This window comes from Porticoccus sp. (assembly GCF_041592135.1).
Taxonomy (GTDB): domain Bacteria; phylum Pseudomonadota; class Gammaproteobacteria; order Pseudomonadales; family Porticoccaceae; genus Porticoccus.
In genome coordinates this window covers 1-20,112 of record NZ_JBFHQR010000031.1, presented here as the reverse complement: position 1 = coordinate 20,112, position 20,112 = coordinate 1, and the positions used below count along the sequence as shown (strand labels likewise).

Here is a 20,112-nt window from a genome sequence, read left to right as displayed (position 1 = left end):
GCCGCGGCGATGGCGGCCACCACCTCCTCTGGAGAATGCTGCTCGCTGTGCAGGGTGATCTCTGCGTAGTGGCGGTACAGTGCGGTGCGCTCGGCAAATAGCTCCTCGAAGCTCTGCTCCGGTCGCCGGGCGATGCCGCGGCTGTCGTAGTCGCGGATGCGCGCCCGCAGACTGTGCAGCGGGGTATCCAGGTAGACGATGATGCCGTGGCGGGCCAGGTGCGCCATGGCGCTGTCGCTGTACACGGCGCTGCCGCCGGTGGCGATCACCAGGTTGCGGCCGCGGATGTCGTTGAGCACCTGCTCCTCGATCTGCCGCAGGTGCAGGTAATCGTTCTCATCCATGATCTGTTGCAGGGGCTTGCCCTCGCGCACCTGGATCAGCACATCGCTGTCCACAAAGTCTTTGCCCAGCGCCTTGGCCAGCAGCACCCCGACGGTGCTCTTGCCAGCGCCGGGCATGCCGATCAGCACAATATTGTCTTTTCTGGTGGTGTTCACGGTGGCGGTATCCTACTAGAGGGAGGCCTTGACGAAGTCCATCAGCCGGGCGATGGCCTCCCCCGGCTCCGGGCTCTGGTCGATCAGGCTGATCCCGACTTTACCCAGTCTGGGCAGTTTCTCGGTGGGTTTCAATACGCGCAGGTTTTCCGGCACGGTGCTGCGGGCCAATACGGTTACGCCGAGCCCTTCCTGAATGGCGGCCTGAATCCCGGTGAGATCGGGGATGGTGTAGACAATGCGCCAGTCCCGCCGGCTCTCATTCAGGCATTCGATACCGCGCTTGCGATAGATACAGCCCTCCGGGGCGGCGATCAGCGGCAGCGGCGATTGCAGGTGGGCATCGTGGTCGCTACCGGTGACCCACACCAGTTCATCCTCCTTGACCAGGTTGTGGCCGGCCATGGCGGGATCGTCGTGCAGTGCCAGGATCAGGTCGTAGCGGCGCCGCTCCACCTCGGATAAAAGCTGTTTGCTGAGCGCGCAGGTCACTTCCAGGGTGACGTTGGGGTAGGCCTGGGCAAAGCGGCCGACGATCTTCGGCAGCAATGTGGTGGCGAACTCGCTGGGAATGCCGAAGTGGATCTTGCCGCTCACCGAGGTCTTGGTGAACTGGGCCACCGCCTCGTCGTTGAGGGCCAGGATCTGGCGGGCATAGCGAAACAGCAGTTGTCCGGCGCGACTCAGCTCCAGTTGCTGGCCGCTGCGAATCAACAGGGTCTGGCCCAGCAGCTGTTCCAGTCGCTTGATCTGCAGGCTAACCGCGGGTTGGGAGCGCCCCAGCCAGTTCGCCGCCGGGGTGAAGCCACCCAGTTCCACCACGGTGACGAAGGCGCGCAACAGGTCGGTGGGCAGATTTTTCATGGTGTAAGTACCATTAATAAATGAAATGGAATGATTTTAACTATTAATTTTACCAATTATAACCGGGTCGCTAACATGGCTCTTTTTGTTTCTGTTGCTACCCTTGGCGGACTCCTATGACCACTGATCTCAGCGCTGACCTGAAAGCTACTCCTCTCAAAGCCCTGCACCTCGAACTGGGTGCCCGCATGGTGCCCTTCGCCGGTTACGAGATGCCGGTGCAGTACCCCGATGGCATTATGGCCGAACACCTGCAAACCCGTGCCCAGGCCGGACTGTTTGATGTCTCCCATATGGGCCAGGTGGTGGTCAGTGGTGTCGGCGTGGCAAAGGCGCTGGAAGCGCTGGTGCCGGTGGAGCTGGAGAGCCTGCCGATCAACCGCCAGACCTACGCCCTGTTTACCAATGGCGAGGGCGGCATCCTCGATGACCTGATGATTACCCGCTGGGCCGAGGACCAGTTCTTTCTGGTGGTCAATGCCGCCTGCAAGGAACAGGATCTGGCCCACCTGCGGGCCAATCTGCCGGGTTTCGATATCGACTACTTGGACGGTCAAGGCCTGCTGGCCCTGCAGGGTCCCGCCGCCGCCGAGGTGATGGCAGAGATTGCCCCCGCCGTCTGTGAACTGATTTTCATGAACGGTTGCCACGTCAGCATCGACGGTGCCGACTGCTTTATCACCCGCTCCGGCTACACCGGCGAAGACGGCTTTGAAATTTCCGTGCCCGCCGAAGCGGCTGAGGCACTGGCGCGCAAGCTGCTGGGTTTTGCCCAGGTGAAGGCCATCGGCCTCGGCGCCCGCGATTCCCTGCGCCTGGAGGCGGGTCTGTGCCTCTACGGCCACGATCTGGACACCACCACTACCCCAATTCAGGCGTCGCTGCTGTGGAGTATCAGCAAATCCCGCCGTCCCGACGGCGACAAAGCCGGCGGTTTCCCCGGTGCCGAGCTGATCTTCCGGGAAATGGCCGAGGGCGCGCCACGCAAGCGGGTGGGTCTGCAGATCGACGGTCGGGCCCCGGTGCGCGAGGGCGCCGAACTGGTCAATGAGGCCGGCGAACAGGTCGGAGTGGTGACCAGCGGCGGTTTTGGTCCGACCCTGGAGGCACCGCTGGCCATGGGTTATGTTGAGGCTCAGTACGCCGCGGTCGGCACGGTGCTGAATGCCCTGGTGCGTGGCAAGCCGCGCCCGGTGACGGTGGCGAAGATGCCCTTTGTGCCCCAACGCTATTACCGTGGCTAAACATCTACCTGCGTTGCTGATACGGCGTTAAAAATGTCCTCAAAATGCTCAGTTATACCCAATAACCTCTGCTTTTTCGGCCATTTTTGCCTTGTCTCAGCGGCCTCGCTGACGATGTTCAATTAAGTGTCAAAACCGTATTTAAAAGACTTTAAACCCGCATATCGATAGAGACAAAATTCCATGAAATCACTGGCTGAACTGACCCACAGCAACGAATTTATCCACCGCCATATCGGCCCCTCCGCCGAGGATCAGCAGGTCATGTTGACGGCGCTGGGCTACCACAGCATGGGCGCCTTTATCGATGCCGTGGTGCCCGGCAGTATTCGCTCCGGCCAGCCACTGGCCCTGGCGGAGTCCTGTAGCGAACAGCAGGCACTGGCGGAGCTGAAGGCCATCGCCGCCGAGAACCGGGTGATGAAGTCCTTTATCGGCCAGGGCTATTACAACTGCTTTACCCCCAACGTGATTCTGCGCAACGTGCTGGAAAACCCCGCCTGGTATACCGCCTATACCCCCTACCAGCCGGAAATTTCCCAGGGCCGCCTGGAGGCGCTGCTGAATTTCCAGACCATGATCACCGACCTCACCGGCATGGACCTGGCCAGCGCCTCACTGCTGGATGAGGGCACCGCCGCGGCGGAAGCCATGACCCTGTGCATGCGCATGGCCAAGTCGAAGGGGCGGGTATTCTTTGTGGATGAGCAGTGTTTGCCGCAGACCATCGCCGTGGTGCAGACCCGCGCCGAACCCCTCGATATCGAGGTGGAGGTGGGCAACCCCGCGGAACTGGGCGAGCACGAGTGCTTTGGTGTGCTGCTGCAGTACCCCGGCGCAGACGGCGCGGTGCGGGATTTTTCCGCCGAGATTGAGGCCGCCCACCAGCAGAAGGCGCTGGTGGTGATGGCGGCGGATATCCTCGGCCTGCTGCTGCTGAAAAATCCGGCGCAGCTGGGTGCCGATGTGGCCATCGGTTCCACCCAGCGCTTTGGCGTGCCGTTTGGCTTTGGCGGTCCCCATGCGGCCTATATGGCCACCCGGGATGCGTATAAACGCTCCCTGCCGGGCCGCCTGGTGGGGGTGTCCGTGGACAGCCGCGGCAAGCCCGCCTACCGCCTGGCGCTGCAAACCCGCGAGCAACACATTCGCCGCGAGAAGGCCACCAGTAACATTTGCACCGCCCAGGTGCTGTTGGCGGTGATGGCCAGTATGTACGCGGTGTACCACGGCCCGCAGGGGTTGCAGCGCATTGCCGAACGGGTGCACAAGCTGACGGCCATTCTGGCAGCGGGTTTGTCAAAACTCGGCTTCAGCCCGGTCAACGATCGTTTCTTCGATACCCTGACCGTTGCCAGCGGTGAGCAGACAGCGGCTATCCACACCGCGGCTCGGGAGCAGGGTATCAACCTGCGGGTGATCGACGCTGGCCAGCTGGGTATTTCCCTGGATGAAACCACCACTGCTGGCGATCTGGAAACCCTGTGGCGGCTGTTCGACGCCAGCAGCGTCCTGACCGTGGCGGAGCTGGAGAGTGGGGTCGTCAGCGGTTTGCCGGCACAGTTGTTGCGGGAGGGCGAGGTATTGGGCCATCCGGTCTTTAACCGCTATCACTCGGAAACAGAGATGCTGCGCTATCTGCGCCAACTGGCGGACAAGGACCTGGCCCTGGACCGGGCGATGATTCCCCTGGGTTCCTGCACCATGAAGCTCAACGCCACCGCCGAAATGTTGCCGGTGACCTGGCCGGAATTTGCCGCCATTCACCCCTTTGCCCCGCCAGAACAGACCCGCGGCTATCGCCGCATGATCGACGAGGTGGAGGCCATGCTCTGCGCGGCCACCGGTTACGATGCCGTGTCCCTGCAACCCAATGCCGGTTCCCAGGGGGAGTATGCGGGACTGCTGGCGATTCGCGCCTATCACGCTGCCCGCGGCGACAGCCACCGCACCATCTGCCTGATTCCCAGTTCCGCCCACGGCACCAACCCGGCCTCCGCGCAGATGTGCGGCATGCAGGTGGTGGTGGTGTCCTGCGATGCCAACGGCAATGTGGATCTGGAGGACCTGCGCGCCAAGGCGGAGCAGCACGCCGAGCAGCTGGCGGCGATCATGGTCACTTATCCCTCCACCCACGGGGTGTTCGAGGAGGGCATCACCGAGATTTGCGCCATCATCCACGGTCACGGCGGCCAGGTGTACATCGATGGCGCCAACCTCAACGCCATGGTCGGCCTGTGCCAGCCGGGCAAGTTTGGCGGTGACGTGTCCCACCTGAATTTGCACAAGACCTTCTGTATTCCCCACGGCGGCGGCGGACCCGGCGTCGGTCCGGTGGCGGTGAAAGACCACCTGGCGGCCTACCTGCCGGGGCACCAACGCCTGGACGGCGGTCGCCCGGTGGGCGCCGTGTCCTCCGCGCCCTGGGGCAGCGCCAGCATCCTGCCGATCACCTGGATGTACATCCGCATGATGGGTGCCGAGGGGCTGAAGCAGGCCACCGAGGGGGCGATTCTCAACGCCAACTACGTGGCCAATCGCCTCAAGGATGCCTTCCCGATTCTCTATACCGGTGCCAACGGCCGGGTGGCCCACGAGTGTATCGTCGACCTCAGCGCCATCAAGGATGCCTCCGGGGTCACCGTGGACGACGTGGCCAAGCGGCTGATCGACTACGGCTTCCACGCGCCGACCATGTCGTTCCCGGTGCCGGGTACGCTGATGATCGAACCCACTGAGAGCGAATCCCGTGAGGAGCTGGATCGTTTCTGCGATGCCATGCTGCAAATTCGCGAGGAAATCGCGGCGGTGGAGCGGGGTGAGTTCCCGCTGGAGGACAATCCGCTGTGCCACGCACCGCACACGGCGGACACCGTGGCCGCGGACGACTGGCAGCGCAGTTATTCCCGGGAACTGGCGGCCTATCCGCTGACCTCGCTGCGGGAGACCAAATACTGGTCGCCGGTGGGTCGGATCGACAATGTGTACGGCGACCGAAACCTGGTCTGCGCCTGCCCGCCGCTGTCGGATTACCGGTAAGTTGACAGGGTGGTTGCCGCTAAAGGTTATGTGGGCTCAAGGCGGGCCGAGGGGCCCGCTTTTTAAGTTATAGCCATGTTTCGTCTTGCTGGGAGTGGACGCTGGCAGTGATCGGCTCGATCTAAGGGCGATTTATCGGTCGCACGCGCCTTCCGGAGCGTTTTCCGACGGGCAGTCGTATACATGGCGCTGACGCAATAGAACCACAAATTCATGGGCTGGGAGTGGTCGGCAGAAAAAGAAGCCTTGGACCTGGTCACAGTCATGGGCGTGCAGGAATGCCACCTGTTCGGCGGTTTCAACGCCTTCCGCAACAATGGCCAGCCCGAGCACATGCCCCATCTCGATCACCTTTTTCACGATCTCTGCATCGGCGGGAATGGTCGCCACATAGTCGATAAAGGTCTTGTCCAGTTTCAGGTTATCGATGGGCAGATGTTTGAGGTAGGTGAGCGAGGAGTAGCCGGTGCCAAAATCATCCATGGAGATGGCAATGCCCAGCTTTCTGAGTTGCGCTATTGCCCCGATCGCAGTCTCTCTGTGTTCCATCACCATGGTTTCAGTGAGTTCCAGCTCCAGGTACCTGGGGTCCAGCCCGCTCGCCGACAGGACTTGACTAACCATTTCCACCAGATCGTAGTTAAACAACTGGCGTGCGGAGAGATTGACGGCCAGGGGGATTGGAGGCAGCCCGGCCGCTTGCCACTCAACGCTCTGTGCACAGGCCGTCTTGAGCACCCATTCCCCGATTTGGGTGATCAGCCCGGTTTCTTCGGCGAGGGGGATGAATTCTCCCGGCGGGATATAACCTTCTTCACTGTGGCGCCAGCGCAGCAGCACTTCCGCACCGACAATCCGGCCGCTTTGCAGGCACACTTTGGGTTGATAGACCAGCGAGAACTCGCCTAGCTCCTGTGCCCGATGCAGTTGACTGGCCAATTGCTGCTTTCGTTTGTTATAGGTATTAAGCTCTTCCGAGTAAAAATGTACCGAACTGCGGCCCTCTTTTTTGGCCAGGTAGAGGGCAAGATCGGCGTGTTCTATCAATGCGCTCTGGTCTCCATCCTCTGGGTACAGGGCAACCCCGATGCTCGCCCGCACGAAAATTTCAGTGCCGTCGAGATTGAAGGAGCGGAACAAGGCATGTTGAATTTTGGTCGCCACCGCGGATGCGACTTCACTGCTTGCCGCGTCGGGAACCAATACCATGAACTCATTCCCCCCCAGGCGCGCCGCAGTGCCACCTTCGCGTATACATTGCCTGATCCGCTCCCCCACCTGTTGTAACAATATATCCCCGGCACGGTGCCCCAGGCTGTCATTAATGACCTTGAAGTCATCCAGGTCGATCATCAGTACGGCGGCACCGCTGTGCTTTCGGTTGGCTTGCGCGATGGCTTGTTGCAGGTGATCGTTAAACAGCGTGCGGTTGGCCAGCCCGGTGAGTACATCGTGAGTCGCCAGGTATTCCAACTGCTCGCGCTGCTCCTTGCGGGCAGTAATGTCCATTACCACACCCATATTGATGCGGTCGGTGCCCAGCTTGATGCTCGAACTGAAGATTTCCAGGACCATGAGCCGGCCATCGAGCCGTTTGGCCCGAAGCTGGAATATGTCGTTGCCCGGTTCGCCGCGGAGGCTTTGATGAATGCGCCTGAGGATGGCGGGCCGCTCTTCCTCGACCACGAGGTCGAGTACATTCAGCGACTTGAGCCTGGAAAGACTTGCGCAGCCCCACATATCCAGAATGACCTGGTTGGCATACTCGAGGTTGCCTTGCCGGGCCGTATAAACGCCGACGATGGAATTGTCGGCGAGCACGCGGTTCATCACCTGAGTCCGGCGCAGCCGCATGTTGTCCCGCCGGGTTTGTTTGATCAAAGAGCTGATCTTGTCGGCGGCGAAATTACTGGCAGCGATTAATTCCCCGATTTCGTTTTGGGTGGTGAACGGGATTCTGTGCTGATAATTGCCGCGGGAAAACTCCCGGGCACTGAGGGTGAGTTGTATCAGTGGCGCGATGACACGCCTGCGAAAAAACAGCACTATCGAAGCAAAGGCGCATGTCTCAAGAAGCAATAGTGCAATGACCCAGAATGATGTCTCCCGCTTGACGATGTTGGCATTGGCGGTCAATTCTTTGATGAGAGTTTCAGCATCTGACAACAATCCTTCCGACTCCGCAACGATACTTGCCTCACCCACGGTGCCGCCCGGGTTTGCTGCCAGCAGAGGCTTAAAGGCAGACCACGCGTTGTTCAGGCTTGTCAGGGAAGGGCGAACCTCGGGTGACAGTGGTTTTATATTCAGGCCGTAGGCACTGCCGCCCTGTTGCAGTGCTGCAAGTGCCGTATCGTAATCATTGATTAGTGCTTTCAGCTGTGACGGGGTCTCGTTGTCCGGGGCCGTCACAGACAACAGCGCCATTTTCTGGCTCAACATGCGCAGTTTTCCCGACACGTTGACAACGTTGGCAACCTCTTCCAGACGGTTGGTGGCCTGGATCATCAACACCGCATTGGCTATGGCGATGAATAAAAGAACTCCGCAGGCCAGAGCCAGACTTTTCGACAAGCTCACCTGCAACCGCCGGGGCAGCGCAGTGTGGGCCAAAATAGGATTGCTGGCTGTGACCACAGTTAGATTTCCCTGTTAACTGGAACCTTGTTTTATGTGCGCTGCATTGCAGTGGTGCCCAAATATAGATCAAAAGTATATATGCATTAGTAATAGTGGTAATTATTTATATAAATCTAAGTTGGGTATGCTGCTTGCCCAGTGGCACGCGTATGCCAGTGGTTGGCTGGTGCTTTTCTGGTCTTTATTCTAAATGAGCGAATGACAACAACGCTGGGGGCAAAAATGGCCCCTGCCCTTCGGGTTGCGGCTAAAAAAGCGCCACTCGTCGTTGTTCGTCACTCAGTTAGAACCACTAAATTCATTTCTCGCGCCTAGTTTGGCGCTTTTTTAGTCACAACAGAGGCAATCAAATTAGTGTGAACAGGCCCTAGGTGCATGATGTCCTCACTGCCGGAGAGGCTGTTAGTTGTCACAGCCATGCGGTTCCCTCCACGCTGCTGCTTCAATCATTCTGGAGGGGGTGTCCGCCGCTGTTCCTGGCGGGCAGGATTTGAGTGAGTCGATCGGCGCTCATGGGGCGGCCCAGCAGGAAACCCTGCAGTTCGTGGCAGCCCGCAAGGCGCATGAAATCCGCCTGCTCATCTGTTTCGATGCCCTCCGCAATCACTTTCATGTTCAGTTGTTGCCCGAGGGCGATGATGGCCCGGGCAATGGCGGCATCGCTGTCGTTGTGGGGAATTTCCCTGGCAAGTACCTGGTCGATTTTGAGGGTGTTGATAGGAAATCGTTTCAGATAGCTCAGGCTCGAGTAGCCGGTGCCGAAATCGTCGAGGGAAATTCCCAACCCTGCTTTGTGCAGGGCCGTCAGGGCCTTCAAGGGTATGTGGGTCTCGTGTGACAGCAACACAGTTTCAGTAATCTCGATTTCCATCCACTCCGGTGCCGCGCCGGTTTCCTGCAATATCTGTAGGATTTTTTCATGCAAATTATCCTGATGGAACTGGCGAGGGGAAACATTGACCGATACCCGCAGTGGCAAGCTGGCACGGTGCCACGCCACGGCCTGGCGACAGGCCGTGCGGAATACCCACTCACCGATGGGGACAATCAGGCCGGTTTCCTCTGCCAGTGGAATAAAACGCTCGGGGGATATAAGGCCCCGCTCTGGATGTTGCCAGTGCAGCAATGCCTCCACGGCCACGACCTGTCCCGAATCAGTTTCTACCATGGGTTGGTAGTGCAGCTGTAACTCATTTTGGTTGAGGGCATTGCGCAATTCTTCACCCAGTATCAGTTTGTCAAAGGTGCACTCCGCCATATTTTTCTGGTAGAACTGGAAGCAGTCCCCGCCTTGCTCCTTGGCTTGAAACATAGCGTTGTCCGCGTTGCGGGCCAGGCGTTCATAGGAATCCCCGTCCTCGGGGAATAACGTGATACCTATGCTGGTGCTCAGGTGCAATACATGGCCCGCCAGTTCGAAAGGCTCGTTGAGGGCATGGAGAATTTTACTGGTTACCTGGGTGACCTGGTACGACGTGTTTAGCTCGGTCAGTAGCACGGCGAACTCGTCGCCACCCAGCCGGGCCACTGTATCGGCCGCGCGCACGGTTGCCGCCAGCCGGTCTGCCACCTCCCCAAGGAGTTTGTCGCCGGCCTCGTGACCGAGGCTGTCGTTGATTGTCTTGAAGCGGTCCAAGTCGAGAATCAGCAGGGCAAGTCTGCTGCCGCGCCGCTTGGCGAGTTGCAGGCCCTGTTCAAAACGGGCCCGCAGCAAGCGGCGGTTGCAGAGTCCGGTCAGTTCGTCGTGGTGGGCCAGGTGATCCAGCTGTTGTGCCATACGCTGACGGTCGGTGATATCCCGCAGAATCACGGTAAAATAGGTTGTGCCAGCGGTGACGCTCCTGGAAAGGTTGATTTCGGCAGGGAATTCATCGCCGTCGCTGCGCCGGCCGTACAATTCTAGTTGTTCATTCTGGCAACCCGCTTCGGGTTCGGTTCCCGTATGTTGTTGAATGAGTCGTTTGCAGTCCGCAGCACTGTGTTTTGGCAACAGGGTGTGGAAAGGCCGCCCAAGTATTTCTTGTGGAGAATAGCCAAAAATCTTTGCGGCCCCTCTGTTGAAGAGCGAGATGTGCCACTGTTCATCAACGGCAATGATTGCATCCGGCGCTGTGTCTAGAATATTCCGAAACTGGATTTCCCTAGAGCGGTTGTTACGACGAACGGCGGCTTCGTGCAATTCGCGGGCAATGGCTGGTAGCAGGCGGGTAAGGTTTCCTTTCATCACATAATCCTGAGCGCCCGCTCGCATGGCATCGACAGCCCTTTCCTCTCCAATGGTGCCGGAAACGAAGATGAACGGTATGTCCAGCCCCTTGGAGAGCGCTATGTCCAGGGCCTGCCTGCCGTTGAAGCTGGGTAGAGTGTAGTCACATAAAATAATTTCCCACTCCTGGGTATCCAGCGCGGTGTGGAGCTGTTCCGCTGAAGCCACTCTCTGGTGCTCGACCCGGTAACCCCCCTGCCGCAGGGTATGTAGCAGCAACAGCGTATCGTCTGGCGAATCCTCGATGATGAGTGCGCGCAGCGGTCGTTCTTTGTCCATATAAACCTCTCTCCCACCGTGTTTTGGAACATCGCAGGGGAAATACGTCAATTAACCATATTGACGACCTGCCGGTGCTGTATACCTGCGGTTACCCAGGCATCCGTGGCATTGTTGTTGATGTCATCGTCCCTGACTTCTCCTTGCCGGGAAGCGGTTTTAGCAAGTTTGTGCCAGCGTATCCGGCTCTTGGGATTATCCGGTTGATCGCCGGGAGGGAGGGGAAGGTCTGGTTGAACTTTGCCCTGTACCAGGTCCTCGCCAGGGTGGCTTCTTCGGAGTAGGTGGTGAGAAAAATGACAGGGATATTGACACCGCGGTGAACCTTGTCCGCCACCTCGATACCCCTGACATTCCCCTTGATACGGATATCCGTAGGGATGACGTCGGGCTGTTTCTTCTCGATCAGTCTGAAGGCCTTGTCCGCACTGGCCGCGGTGCCGACGATTTCGTAGCCAAGGTTATTCAGCCGCCGACACAGGTCAAGGGCGACAATATTCTCGTCTTCGACGATAAGAACCCTGCAACTTTGCATATGAAGCCTCCCTGCCCGCCGACATCCTGTGCGTATGTGCTCGACATCTGCACAGTGGAGTTGGCGATGCGTTCATATTTGCTGTAGCCCGAAACCGGCCAGGTGAATTGCCAGAGGAAGCGGCCACATACCTAAAGTTAGATAATATAGGCGTGCTGTGAAAGCAAATGATAAGTGGTCAGCCTGGGCGGTTTTGTGACGATCGGCGTTCTGGCGCTGAGAGGTTCCACTCAAACGGCCCTTGCCGGGTATCCGTTTTCTCAGGTTGATAGCCTTGATTTAACAAAAACAGGGAGACAATTAATTAAAAATATCGATTTGTGGGTGGCTAAATCAATGGCTCCGATTCAATGGTGATCAATACAGGGATAAGACATTGACGACCGCCGCCATGGGTGGGGCGACAGGCTTTCGCCTGTCGTGAAGTCGGTGCCGAAGCGGGCTTCTCGCATTATCTGATCGCCCCCGGTGGGTGATGAACTCTTGTGTATGCTGGGTAAAACCCACCAGTATCTTCATCGGTTGATCGCAGCCAAAGTGGAAATTTGCTACCGTCTCTCTCTTCCCTGCGAAGAGTGGGTTAAGCAAAGCGGGCATGGCGCGCCAGCTGGACTCGAGTGGGAACGCATTTTGGGTGCTGTCTATAAGGGATTTTTATGAATGTTGTAGAAGAATCGGTACTGGCGCGATTTCTGAGGCTGGAGTCTTCCGGCGGTATTGTGCTGATGCTGGCGGCGGTGGTTGCCATGATCTGTGCCAACTCCCCCCTGCAAACCTATTACGCTCTGCTGCTTGATACCCCGGTGGCGGTAAGCATAGGTGACCTGGCCGTGGCCAAGCCGCTGCTGTTGTGGATTAACGATGGCCTGATGGCGATCTTTTTCTTCCTGGTGGGACTGGAGCTGAAGCGCGAGCTGATGGAGGGGGAGCTTTCCGACCCGCGCAACATTATCCTGCCCGGCGTCGGTGCGATTGGCGGCATGGCAATCCCCGCGTTGATCTACCTGTTTTTCAACCAGGGTAATGCTACGGCACAGCAGGGCTGGGCGATTCCTGCCGCCACCGATATTGCCTTTGCCCTCGGCGTGCTCTCCCTGCTCGGTTCGAGGGTGCCGGTTTCCATCAAGATATTCCTGACTTCGTTGGCTATTTTTGACGATCTCGGAGCTATTCTGATTATCGCCTTCTTCTATACCGCGAAAATTTCCACCATTGCGCTGGTGATTGTCGCGTTGTGCCTGCCGGTGCTGGCGCTGTTAAACCGCTTTACTGTGGAGTCGAAAAGCCTCTATATCGCGGTGGGCACGGTGATGTGGGTAGCGATGCTCAAGTCGGGAGTACACGCCACGCTGGCGGGGGTGATCATGGCGATGTTCATTCCCTTGCGCACCAAAAATCCCGATGTGTCACCACTGAAAATCATGGAGCACGACCTGCACGCGCTGGTGGCATTTTTCGTATTGCCGGTGTTTGCTTTTGCCAATGCCGGGATCAGCCTGGGAGGTGTCGGTGCAGACCAGCTGTTTCACAGGGTGCCCACTGGTATTGCACTGGGATTGTTTCTGGGCAAGCAGCTTGGCGTCTTCGCCTGTTGCTGGTTGGCGGTCAAAGCCGGGATCACCCGCTTACCACAGGGCATGTCCTGGAGTTCGCTCTACGGTACGGCGGCGCTCTGTGGTATCGGCTTTACCATGAGCCTGTTTATTGGTTCGCTCGCCTTTGAAGCCTCTGAAGTCAATCGGCTGTTCGATGAGCGGTTGGGGATCATCATTGGTTCCCTGGCCTCGGGGGTATTGGGCTACCTGATCTTGCGCCGCAGCCTGCGTCCCGTTGCATAACGGCGGTTACTCTCCCGCCAGTTGTTCACAGCGATAAAAGCCGTCCTGCTGATCCAGTTTGCCCAACAACTTCGGCAAGAGTTGCTGCATGCTCTCAAACAGGGTCCAGGGCGGATTGATCACGATCATCCCCGAGGCGGTCATGCCGTGCTCACGGCTGTCCGCCTGAACGGCCAATTCGAACAGCTGCATGCGGCGGATGCCGCTCTTGAGCAGCTGTTGCTCCATCCGATCGATGCGCTGCCGGTCCACCACCGGGTACCAGAGAGCGTAGACCCCGGCGGGAAATTTGCGATGTGCCTTGATGAGGTGATCCACCACTTGCTGGTAATCGCTTTTGACTTCGTAGGAGGGGTCAATCAACACCAATCCCCGTTTGCTGGTGGGTGGCAGGTGGGACAGCAGCCCTTTCAATCCGTCGGACTGCTGGCAGCGCACACGATTATCCCGTTCCATCAATTGCTCCAGCGTGGCGAAATCTGCCGGGTGTGCCTCGTACAGCCAGGCGCGATCCGTGCTGCGCAGATAGTGTCGGGCCAGCCAGGGAGAGCCCGGGTAATGACTGAGCCGGCTGCCTCCGCAGGCCTCCCTGACCAGTGACAGATACTGCGACAGCTCAGGGAATGCCTCTTCGCTCAGGCGGGCGATACCCCCCTCATATTCGGCGGTCTTGTTCGCCTGGGCCGACGTCAGCCTGTAGAGCCCGGCACCCGCGTGGCTGTCGATGTACTCGAGGGGTTTGTCTTTTCGGGTCAGGTAGTCGAGCAATTCCACCAGTACGATGTGTTTCAGCACATCGGCAAAGTTGCCCGCGTGAAAGCCGTGGCGATAGCTCAACATGATGGTGTTACCCGCAGTGTAGTGGCCGTGTTATGGACCACAAAATTATAGATGCCGGTGAAGGGTCGACCCCTGTCCCGAGTCTGTCCAGCTCCTGTCATGGCTGGCACGGTACGCCGGCGGCATGACAGGTTGCCGGTTCGTCGGAGGTGGCCATCATAAGTCCCTTGGGCAGGGCTGTCGCGGGAAAAAAAACGACGGGGTCAGCCGCCGCCGGCGTCCAGAAAATCGCCGACAATGCGGTTGAAGGTGTCCGGCTTCTCCGCGTGCAGCCAGTGACCGGCATGGGCGATGATTTTCAACTGGGCGTTGGGGAACAGCCGCATCACCGTTTCCCGGTGCTTGTCCTGGATATAGGCGGAGTCGGCCCCCTTGATAAACAGGGTCGGGCCGCTGAACGGGGTGCCGGTGGGGGCCAGGGTCAGGGTGTCGTAGTAGTTGGCGAGGATGCCCTCCAGATACAGCCGCAGGTCAAAATGGCCGTCGTCCGCGCGCACCAGGTTTTTCAGCAGGAAGGCGCGCACCCCGGCTTCCTCCACATATTCAGACAACAGCTGGTCGGCCTGCTGGCGGCTGCTGGGCCGCGCTGCGGCGAGGGCGTTCAAGCCCTCCAGCACGCCGCCGTGGCGATCCGGTTTGTAATCCACCGGGGCGATATCCGCGACGACCAGTTTGGCGACCCGTTCCGGCTGGTTGAGGGCAACCTGCATGCCGATCTTGCCGCCCATGGAGTGGCCGAGCAGATGGGCTCGGGGAATCTCCAGGTCGTCCAGCAGCTCGACGATGTCATCCGCCATGCCGGGGTAATCCATCTCCATGGCGTGGGGGGACTCGCCGTGGTTGCGCAGGTCCACGGAAATCACTCGATAGCGGGCCATCAGCCCCCGGCCCACCAGGCCGAGGTTGCTGAGGGAGCCGAACATGCCGTGCATCAGCACCAGCGGCTGGCCCGCGCCCTGGATTTGGTAATTCAATTTCACTGCGTCATACCCCTGTTTTCGTGGTGGGCCATTATAGCGAGCGCGCTGTGGTTTGCCGATTCAGCGGCGCCGGCAGCCGGGCAAGCTGCAGAGTATTTCAAACACCAGGTTGGCGGCCAGCAGCGCCGTATTGCCGCTGGGGTCGTAGGGCGGGGCGACCTCCACCAGGTCGCCGCCCACCAGGTTCAAGCCGTAGCAGCCGCGGATGATTTCCAGCGCCTGGATACCGGTGAGTCCGCCGGGCTCCGGCGTGCCGGTGCCGGGGGCTGCCGAGGGGTCGAGGCCGTCGATATCGAAACTGAGGTAGCTGGGGCGCTCGCCGCCGAACTGGCTGCGGATTTCTTCCATCAGTGGACTCAGGGAGCGGTGCCAGCAGTTTTCCACCTGCACCACCCGCACCCCCTGTCGCCGTGGCCAGTCGAAGTCGGCGGCGCTGTAGCCGGTGGCGCGCAGGCCGATCTGCACCATGTGCCGCGGGTCCACCAGACCCTCCTCGATGGCGCGGCGGAATACCGTGCCGTGGGTGATTTTTTCCCCGAACATACTGTCGTTGCTGTCGCTGTGGGCGTCCACATGGACCAGTGCCAGCGGCCCCAGTTTCGCCGCCAGAGCCCGCAGGATGGGCAGGGTAAGGGTATGGTCGCCGCCGAGGCTGATCGGCACAACCGGGTGCTCTAGCAGTTCCCGGTAATAGGCCTCGATAATGGCAATGCTGTCGCTCAGGTTGTAGGGGTTGATGGGCACATCGCCGAGATCGGCAATCTGGAAGCTGTCGAACGGTGCCGCGCCGGTGGCCATGGAGTAGGGGCGCACCAGCGCCGATTCCTGGCGGATCTGCCGGGGGCCGAAGCGGGCGCCGCTGCGGTTGCTGGTGCCGCTGTCGAGGCCGATGCCGACAATGGCCACATCCAGCCCCTCGGCGCTGTCGGCAGCGGGCAGGCGAAACAGCGTGCCGGGGCCGCTGAAACGCGGCATGTCATTGCCGCTCAAGGGCTGGTTGAAGTTGCTCATGCCAGCAAACCCTCACGCTGGCAGAAGTCCAAGGTCTGGTCCAGGGCGCGCCGGGTTTTATGGATCATCTCGTCGATCTGTGCCCGGCTGATGATCAGCGGTGGGCAGAAGGCCAGGCTGGAGCCTGCCACGGTGCGCAGGATCAGGCCGTTGTCCTGGCAGAACTGCTGGGCCGCAGCGCCGACGCTGCCGTCGGCGAAGGGCTTGCCGCTGGTTTTGTCGGCCACCAGTTCCAGGGCGCCGATCAGGCCGCGACCGCGCGCCTCACCCACCAGCGGGTGGTCGGCAAAAGTGGCCAGCTGTTGCTGCAGGTATTCGCCCTGTTGCGCCGCCCGCTCGAACAGCCGGTCGCGCTGGAATATTTCTATGACCTTGAGGGCGACCGCGCAGCCGAGGGGGTGGCCGCTGTAGGTGTAGCCGTGGCCGAATACCCCGCAGGCCGCACTCTGCTCCACCATGGCCTGGTACATGTCGCCGCGGATGGCGGCGGCGGAGATCGGCACATAGGCGGAGGATAGCTGTTTCGCCAGGGTCATCAGGTCCGGGCGGCCCATGTCCATGGTGGTGACACCGAAGTCGCTGCCGGTGCGACCGAAGCCGGTGATGACCTCATCGGCCCACAGCAGGATGCCGTGGTGATCCAGCACCTCGCGCAGTTTTTGGTAGTAACCGGGGGGCGGCACGATCACCCCGGAGGCGCCGGTGATGGGCTCGGCGATAAAGGCGGCAATGGTCTCCGCCCCTTCCCGTTCAATCAGCTCAACCAGATTGCCGATAATGCGCGCGACAAAATCATCTTCGCTCTCGCCCTCCAGCCTGCCCCGGTAGTAGTGGGGATGGTCGGTGCGCAGGATGCCCAGCGCCTCGACGGGCAGGTGAAAGTGCTGCTGGTTGACCGGTAGCCCGGTCAGGGAGGCGGCGGCCACGCTGACCCCGTGGTAGGAACGCTCTCGGGCGATGATCTTGTATTTCTGCGGTTGGCCGATGGCGTCGAAGTAGTAGCGCAGCAGTTTGATCTGGGTGTCGTTGGCATCGGAGCCGGAGGTGCCGAAAAACAGCGCGGCGTTGTCCATGGGTAGCAGGGCGGAGAGTTGCTCCGCCAGATCGATGCCGGGCTGGTGGGTCTTGCCGCCGAACATGTGGCTGAAGGTCAGCCTGCGCATCTGCGCGGTGGCGGCTTCGATCACTTCCTCATTGCCGTAGCCCAGCGCCGTGCACCAGAGTCCGGCCATGCCCTCCAGATAGCGGTTGCCGCGGTTATCGTAGACGTAGACGCCCTCGCCGCGCTCGATTTTGAGTTGCTCGGTGGCCTTGAAGTTGGTGGTGGGGTAAATGACGTGGCTCATCGTTCTGCTCCATTCCATTCCCCTCGCTGCCGGCGGCTAGGAATTGATGCCGCTGAGGCAGAGGTATTTGATTTCCAGGTAGTCGTCCATGCCGTACTTGGAACCCTCGCGGCCCTGGCCCGAGTGCTTGACGCCGCCGAAGGGGGCCATCTCGTTGGAAATGATGCCCTCATTGATGCCGACGATGCCGTATTCCAGTTGCTCGGCCACCCGCCAGATACGGCTCAGATCCCGGGAGTAGAAATAGGCCGCCAGGCCGAACTCGGTATCGTTGGCCATTTGAATGGCTTCTGCTTCCGTGTCGAATCTGAACAGCGGCGCCACCGGGCCGAATATCTCCTCGGCAAACAGCCGCATGTCGCGATTCACATTCAGCAAAATGGTGGGCTGCACAAAACTGCCGCCGCGCGCATCCATACCGCCACCGCTGAGCACCTTGGCGCCCTTGGCCACGGCGTCGTCGATCAGGCCGCAGACCTTGTCGGCGGCGTTGCTATCAATCAATGGCCCCAGGGTGACCCCTGCTTCGTTACCCGCGCCCATCTTGAGGGTGCCAACTGCGGCAGCCAACTTGCCGGCAAAGGCGTCGTAGACCCCGGACTGCACCAGTATGCGGTTGGCGCAGACACAGGTCTGGCCGGCATTGCGGTACTTGGAGGCCAGGGCGCCCTGCACGGCGGCGTCCAGGTCGGCGTCGTCAAACACGATAAAGGGGGCGTTGCCCCCCAGCTCCATGGAGGTGCGTTTGACGGTGTTGGCGCAGGCCGCCATCAGCTGCTTGCCCACCGCGGTGGAGCCGGTAAAGGTCAGCTTGCGCACCAGCGGGTTGGCGGTCAGCTCGTCGCCGATTTCGCGGGTGTCCCCCGCGCCGATATTGATCAGTCCCGGCGGCGCTCCGGCCCGCGCCGCCAGTTCTACCAGCGCCAGCGCCGCCAGGGGGGTGGCGCTGGCGGGCTTGCACACCACCGCGCAACCGGCGGCGATGGCCGGCGCCACTTTGCGTGCCAACATGGCGTTGGGAAAGTTCCAGGGAGTAATACAGGCCACCACGCCCACCGGTTGCTTCAACACCATCAGGCGCTTGTCGCTGGATGGCGCCGGGATCAGGTCGCCGTAGACACGCTTGGCCTCCTCGGCAAACCACTCCAGAAAGTTGGCGCCGTAGACGATTTCACTGCGCGCCTCCGCCAGGGGTTTGCCCTGTTCGGCGGTGAGGATCTGCGCCAGATCCTCCTGGTGTTCCAGCACCAGGTTGTACCAGTTGCGCAACAGCGCGGCGCGTTCCTTGGCGGTGGTCTTGGCCCACTGTTGCTGGGCGCGGTGGGCGGCCTCAATCATACGACGGGTTTCGGCGGCGCCGCAGTGGGCTACTCGCGCCAACGGCTCGCCGCTGGCGGGGTTGGCGATGCCGAAGGTCTGTGCGCTGTCGGCATCGACCCATTGGCCGTCGATGTAGGCCTGGTGTCTCAGTAATGAGGGATCATTCAGTGTTATGGTCATGTTGTAAGCCTAGTAGAACGGTTGGCCGTAGGACAAGCATTTGTGGGGGCTGGAGGGACAGATTTTCGCTGCCAGTGAGGGGGGCAAGCCGGTATTGATCTTGATCAAACATTATCGAGGCGACTTGGAAAACAGGGTTGAGAATGATCTATTCTCAATTCAGGGGCGCAATCAACGGGTACCCATAATAGTGGTGGTCAGGTGATGTTAACAAAGAAAAAAAGCTGTGTTCTGTCGAGGGTTACCGGATTTTCTGGAGGTGCTTTTCGACGGGCAGGTTTTGGCTGAGGTTCATGATATGACGGCTTATCTCATCCCTCTGTTCAGCGGTCAGTGCACGCCAGGCTTTGGCGAGTGTTGGGGTGTCATGGAACAGGGTGTCACTTTGTTCACCGCCCAGCCACAGCCATTCCGCCGATACACCCAGTGCATTGGCAATGGAAAAAATGGCAGATGTGGAGCGAGACTGCCCGCTTTCCAGTTTGGAAATCATCTGCTGGGTCAGCCGGGTTTTCTGCGCCAGCTCCGCTTGGGACTGACCCGCTTGCTGCCGGGCTGCCTTGATTCGATGGGCCAAATCATTCATAGAGGTGGATATTACAACGTATGTTGTAAATTCGCAGACAACTATAGTTGTACTGTGAACCACGTCTCGTTATTATTTTCCGATATACTCAGGGAGCGGAGCGAATGACCCCGGTAGAAGCCTTGCAGTGCGTCATTGAAGCATCGGGTGGGCAGACGGCCCTGGCCAAAGCACTTGCCAGCAGAACGGGAAGACCTGTCAGGCAACAGCATGTGTGGAATTGGCTCAACCGGGATGGTGGCATTCCCCCGGCCTATGCACCCCTAATCGAGGCGATGTGTAAGGAACGCGGCCTGAATATTGATTGCTCACTGCTTTGCCCCGGTTTCTATCCGCCAGGTTAACAGCCATGTTTTTCCTGTCAGCGGTTTTCCTTTGACCGTCGAAATCTGTCATTCGCGCTCGGTAGTATCAGGAAACCGGTTATAGTTTCAGGAAAAGGAGCGCCCATGAAACTCTATACGTTCCCGCCAGCCCCCAATCCGCGGCGCCTGGCCATCTTCCTTGCCGAGAAAGGTATTGAGCTGGACACCCAGCTGGTGGATCTGCAAGCTGGGGAGCAGTTCTCGCAGCAATATCAGGCCGTGAATCCCCGGGAAACCGTGCCCGCCCTGGTACTTGATGACGGCACGCTGCTTACCGAG

Annotated in this window: 17 protein-coding genes; 6 read left to right on the top strand and 11 right to left on the bottom strand. The window is 59.8% G+C overall.

All coding sequences use genetic code 11. The annotated features are described in order from the left end of the window. Together ABY948_RS04960 and ABY948_RS04955 are read right to left on the bottom strand one after the other, a co-directional pair. Positions 1–500, bottom strand: a 500-nt coding sequence (locus ABY948_RS04960) for a shikimate kinase (protein ID WP_461481407.1), incomplete at its 3' end; no start/stop codon positions are given. A 15-nt stretch (positions 501–515) separates the two neighbouring features. Continuing rightward, on the bottom strand, positions 516–1,364 hold the full coding sequence (locus tag ABY948_RS04955; RefSeq protein WP_461481406.1) for a LysR substrate-binding domain-containing protein: 849 nt from the start codon (positions 1,362–1,364) through the stop codon (positions 516–518). A gap of 116 nt (positions 1,365–1,480) precedes the next feature. On the opposite strand from ABY948_RS04955, the gene gcvT reads away from it, so the two are divergent. Together gcvT and gcvP are read left to right on the top strand one after the other, a co-directional pair. After that, positions 1,481–2,608: a glycine cleavage system aminomethyltransferase GcvT gene (gene gcvT / locus ABY948_RS04950; protein ID WP_461481405.1), complete on the top strand. Its 1,128-nt coding sequence runs from the start codon at positions 1,481–1,483 to the stop codon at positions 2,606–2,608. Positions 2,609–2,791: 183 nt separating this feature from the next. Beyond that, positions 2,792–5,647: an aminomethyl-transferring glycine dehydrogenase gene (gene gcvP / locus ABY948_RS04945; protein WP_461481404.1), complete on the top strand. Its 2,856-nt coding sequence runs from the start codon at positions 2,792–2,794 to the stop codon at positions 5,645–5,647. A gap of 132 nt (positions 5,648–5,779) precedes the next feature. Here the strand turns inward: gcvP and ABY948_RS04940 are convergent, their stop codons facing one another. The 3 genes from ABY948_RS04940 to ABY948_RS04930 form a co-directional block, all read right to left on the bottom strand. Then, positions 5,780–8,284, bottom strand: coding sequence for an EAL domain-containing protein (locus tag ABY948_RS04940; RefSeq protein ID WP_461481403.1), 2,505 nt, complete (start codon positions 8,282–8,284; stop codon positions 5,780–5,782). A 445-nt stretch (positions 8,285–8,729) separates the two neighbouring features. Then, positions 8,730–10,832: a putative bifunctional diguanylate cyclase/phosphodiesterase gene (locus tag ABY948_RS04935; protein ID WP_461481402.1), complete on the bottom strand. Its 2,103-nt coding sequence runs from the start codon at positions 10,830–10,832 to the stop codon at positions 8,730–8,732. 91 nt (positions 10,833–10,923) lie between these two features. Further along, positions 10,924–11,367 carry a response regulator gene (locus tag ABY948_RS04930; RefSeq protein ID WP_461481401.1) on the bottom strand — a complete coding sequence of 148 codons (444 nt, stop codon included), beginning with the start codon at positions 11,365–11,367 and terminating at the stop codon, positions 10,924–10,926. Positions 11,368–11,541: 174 nt separating this feature from the next. On the opposite strand from ABY948_RS04930, the gene ABY948_RS04925 reads away from it, so the two are divergent. Both ABY948_RS04925 and nhaA read left to right on the top strand, forming a co-directional pair. Next, on the top strand, positions 11,542–11,724 hold the full coding sequence (locus ABY948_RS04925; protein WP_461481400.1) for a hypothetical protein: 183 nt from the start codon (positions 11,542–11,544) through the stop codon (positions 11,722–11,724). Between the two features lie 299 nt (positions 11,725–12,023). Then, the gene (gene nhaA / locus ABY948_RS04920; RefSeq protein WP_461481399.1) at positions 12,024–13,205 is read left to right on the top strand and encodes a Na+/H+ antiporter NhaA; all 1,182 of its coding nucleotides are present in this window, start codon (positions 12,024–12,026) and stop codon (positions 13,203–13,205) included. Positions 13,206–13,211: 6 nt separating this feature from the next. Here nhaA and ABY948_RS04915 read toward each other — a convergent pair whose 3' ends face one another. From ABY948_RS04915 to ABY948_RS04890, 6 genes are all read right to left on the bottom strand, one after another. After that, complete coding sequence (locus ABY948_RS04915; protein ID WP_461481398.1) at positions 13,212–14,045, bottom strand: 23S rRNA (adenine(2030)-N(6))-methyltransferase RlmJ; 834 nt, start codon at positions 14,043–14,045, stop codon at positions 13,212–13,214. A gap of 203 nt (positions 14,046–14,248) precedes the next feature. Beyond that, the gene (locus ABY948_RS04910) at positions 14,249–15,025 is read right to left on the bottom strand and encodes an alpha/beta fold hydrolase (protein ID WP_461481397.1); all 777 of its coding nucleotides are present in this window, start codon (positions 15,023–15,025) and stop codon (positions 14,249–14,251) included. 60 nt (positions 15,026–15,085) lie between these two features. Then, entirely contained in the window at positions 15,086–16,036 is a 951-nt protein-coding gene (gene speB / locus ABY948_RS04905; RefSeq protein ID WP_461481396.1) for an agmatinase, read from the bottom strand. Then, complete coding sequence (locus tag ABY948_RS04900; protein WP_461481395.1) at positions 16,033–17,382, bottom strand: aminotransferase; 1,350 nt, start codon at positions 17,380–17,382, stop codon at positions 16,033–16,035. The genes speB and ABY948_RS04900 overlap by 4 nt, the downstream gene beginning before the upstream one ends. Positions 17,383–17,418: 36 nt before the next feature. Then, positions 17,419–18,882: an NAD-dependent succinate-semialdehyde dehydrogenase gene (locus tag ABY948_RS04895; RefSeq protein ID WP_461481394.1), complete on the bottom strand. Its 1,464-nt coding sequence runs from the start codon at positions 18,880–18,882 to the stop codon at positions 17,419–17,421. Positions 18,883–19,123: 241 nt separating this feature from the next. Continuing rightward, positions 19,124–19,468: a helix-turn-helix domain-containing protein gene (locus ABY948_RS04890; protein ID WP_461481393.1), complete on the bottom strand. Its 345-nt coding sequence runs from the start codon at positions 19,466–19,468 to the stop codon at positions 19,124–19,126. Between the two features lie 104 nt (positions 19,469–19,572). On the opposite strand from ABY948_RS04890, the gene ABY948_RS04885 reads away from it, so the two are divergent. Then, positions 19,573–19,812 carry a YdaS family helix-turn-helix protein gene (locus ABY948_RS04885; protein ID WP_461481392.1) on the top strand — a complete coding sequence of 80 codons (240 nt, stop codon included), beginning with the start codon at positions 19,573–19,575 and terminating at the stop codon, positions 19,810–19,812. A gap of 105 nt (positions 19,813–19,917) precedes the next feature. Then, positions 19,918–20,112, top strand: a 195-nt coding sequence (locus tag ABY948_RS04880) for a glutathione S-transferase N-terminal domain-containing protein (protein ID WP_461481391.1), incomplete at its 3' end; no start/stop codon positions are given.

Bases quoted from the DNA above. Each gene is read 5' to 3' on its own strand.
- ABY948_RS04955 (WP_461481406.1), bottom strand. From the start codon at position 1,364: ATGAAAAATCTGCCCACCGACCTGTTGCGCGCCTTCGTCACCGTGGTG.
- gcvT (WP_461481405.1), top strand. From the start codon at position 1,481: ATGACCACTGATCTCAGCGCTGACCTGAAAGCTACTCCTCTCAAAGCC.
- gcvP (WP_461481404.1), top strand. From the start codon at position 2,792: ATGAAATCACTGGCTGAACTGACCCACAGCAACGAATTTATCCACCGC.
- ABY948_RS04935 (WP_461481402.1), bottom strand. From the start codon at position 10,832: ATGGACAAAGAACGACCGCTGCGCGCACTCATCATCGAGGATTCGCCA.
- ABY948_RS04930 (WP_461481401.1), bottom strand. From the start codon at position 11,367: ATGCAAAGTTGCAGGGTTCTTATCGTCGAAGACGAGAATATTGTCGCC.
- nhaA (WP_461481399.1), top strand. From the start codon at position 12,024: ATGAATGTTGTAGAAGAATCGGTACTGGCGCGATTTCTGAGGCTGGAG.
- ABY948_RS04915 (WP_461481398.1), bottom strand. From the start codon at position 14,045: ATGTTGAGCTATCGCCACGGCTTTCACGCGGGCAACTTTGCCGATGTG.
- speB (WP_461481396.1), bottom strand. From the start codon at position 16,036: ATGAGCAACTTCAACCAGCCCTTGAGCGGCAATGACATGCCGCGTTTC.
- ABY948_RS04900 (WP_461481395.1), bottom strand. From the start codon at position 17,382: ATGAGCCACGTCATTTACCCCACCACCAACTTCAAGGCCACCGAGCAA.
- ABY948_RS04895 (WP_461481394.1), bottom strand. From the start codon at position 18,882: ATGACCATAACACTGAATGATCCCTCATTACTGAGACACCAGGCCTAC.
- ABY948_RS04890 (WP_461481393.1), bottom strand. From the start codon at position 19,468: ATGAATGATTTGGCCCATCGAATCAAGGCAGCCCGGCAGCAAGCGGGT.
- ABY948_RS04885 (WP_461481392.1), top strand. From the start codon at position 19,573: ATGACCCCGGTAGAAGCCTTGCAGTGCGTCATTGAAGCATCGGGTGGG.